This is a genomic window from Citrobacter sp. S46_ASV_140 (assembly GCF_018919545.1).
Taxonomy (GTDB): domain Bacteria; phylum Pseudomonadota; class Gammaproteobacteria; order Enterobacterales; family Enterobacteriaceae; genus Citrobacter; species Citrobacter braakii.
The window spans coordinates 1-991 of the sequence record NZ_JAHLRC010000273.1 but is presented as its reverse complement, the minus strand read 5'-3'; the positions used below and the strand labels follow the sequence as shown (position 1 = coordinate 991).

General features: G+C 50.3%; 3 pseudogenes. 2 read left to right on the top strand and 1 reads right to left on the bottom strand.

Annotated features, from left to right (window positions below):
- Window positions 1-209 precede the first annotated feature (209 nt).
- A pseudogene (locus tag KQJ19_RS23730) lies at window positions 210-715 on the bottom strand (S24 family peptidase).
- A gap of 30 nt (window positions 716-745) precedes the next feature.
- On the opposite strand from KQJ19_RS23730, the pseudogene KQJ19_RS23725 reads away from it, so the two are divergent.
- Window positions 746-826 (top strand): annotated as a pseudogene (locus KQJ19_RS23725) (DinI family protein); the annotation flags it as partial.
- 91 nt (window positions 827-917) lie between these two features.
- Window positions 918-991: pseudogene (locus KQJ19_RS23720) on the top strand (DinI family protein); the annotation flags it as partial.

The following is a 991-nucleotide window of genomic DNA, read 5'->3' as shown; positions in this document are numbered from 1 at the left end:
GTCCGCTCTTGGCACATAGCAGCCCTTAAGCGGTAACTCGCCAGCATGGGGTGTCGGGGGGGCTGAGGTTCAAATCCTCTCGTGCCGACCAAAAATCCTCTAAGAACCAGCCTGTTACGGCTGGTTTTTTATGTCTGTTTTCTGAACGGGGAATAATCGGGGGAAACCCCCGACACAATGCATCGACTTCACCGTAAAATTTCAGCTATTCACATCGCCGGACAATCATCAAACTCCGCGTTCCTGGCATCATTAATGATGTAAGTAATCACCCCGAATATAGCGGGTACAGAACCGTAACCGTCATCATCTACTGGTAGCGCCTCCCTTCTCCCGCTCTCCAGATTAATCAAGTGGGGTTGAGGATGAGTCCGATATCGCTTGATCCTGAACTCCCCGTCGATTGCACAAATCAGCAGTGAGCCATCGCAGGCAGTAAGTGACGCATCTACCACAAGCAGCGCTCCCTGGAGTATCCCTTCCCTGAAATGTGAACGCGATGCCCGCATGAAGTAAGTCGCTGCTGGCTGGCTGATAAGCTGCTGATCGAGTGAGATCCTCGTTTCAACGTAATCGCTGGCCGGTGAAGGGAACCCCATGGCTATAGTCCTCCGTTTGGATTGAACAGCTGAAAGGTTCGGTTCTCGCCTTCCTGCGTGGAGACATCGCGGAATGTTGTTACATAACATTCTATCCAATCGTTGGCCTGCTTCAGCGTCCAGTGCCAGTTAACCTTACCCAGTTCCTGGACAAACCGCTGTGTGGTGACAGTCTTCCGGCCATTCGGTTCTCGCTGTATCGAAGCATGCCAGGCTATTTCAATATCGCTACGTCGTGGCATCATTAGCCCCTCTTGAATACTGGATAAAAACACAGTATAAATACTGTATACCCATCCAGTAAAGAGGCATTAAGCAATGTTCGTGGAACTCGTTTATGACAAAAGGAATTTTGATGGCCTGCCCGGTGCAAAAGATATCATTCTGGGCGA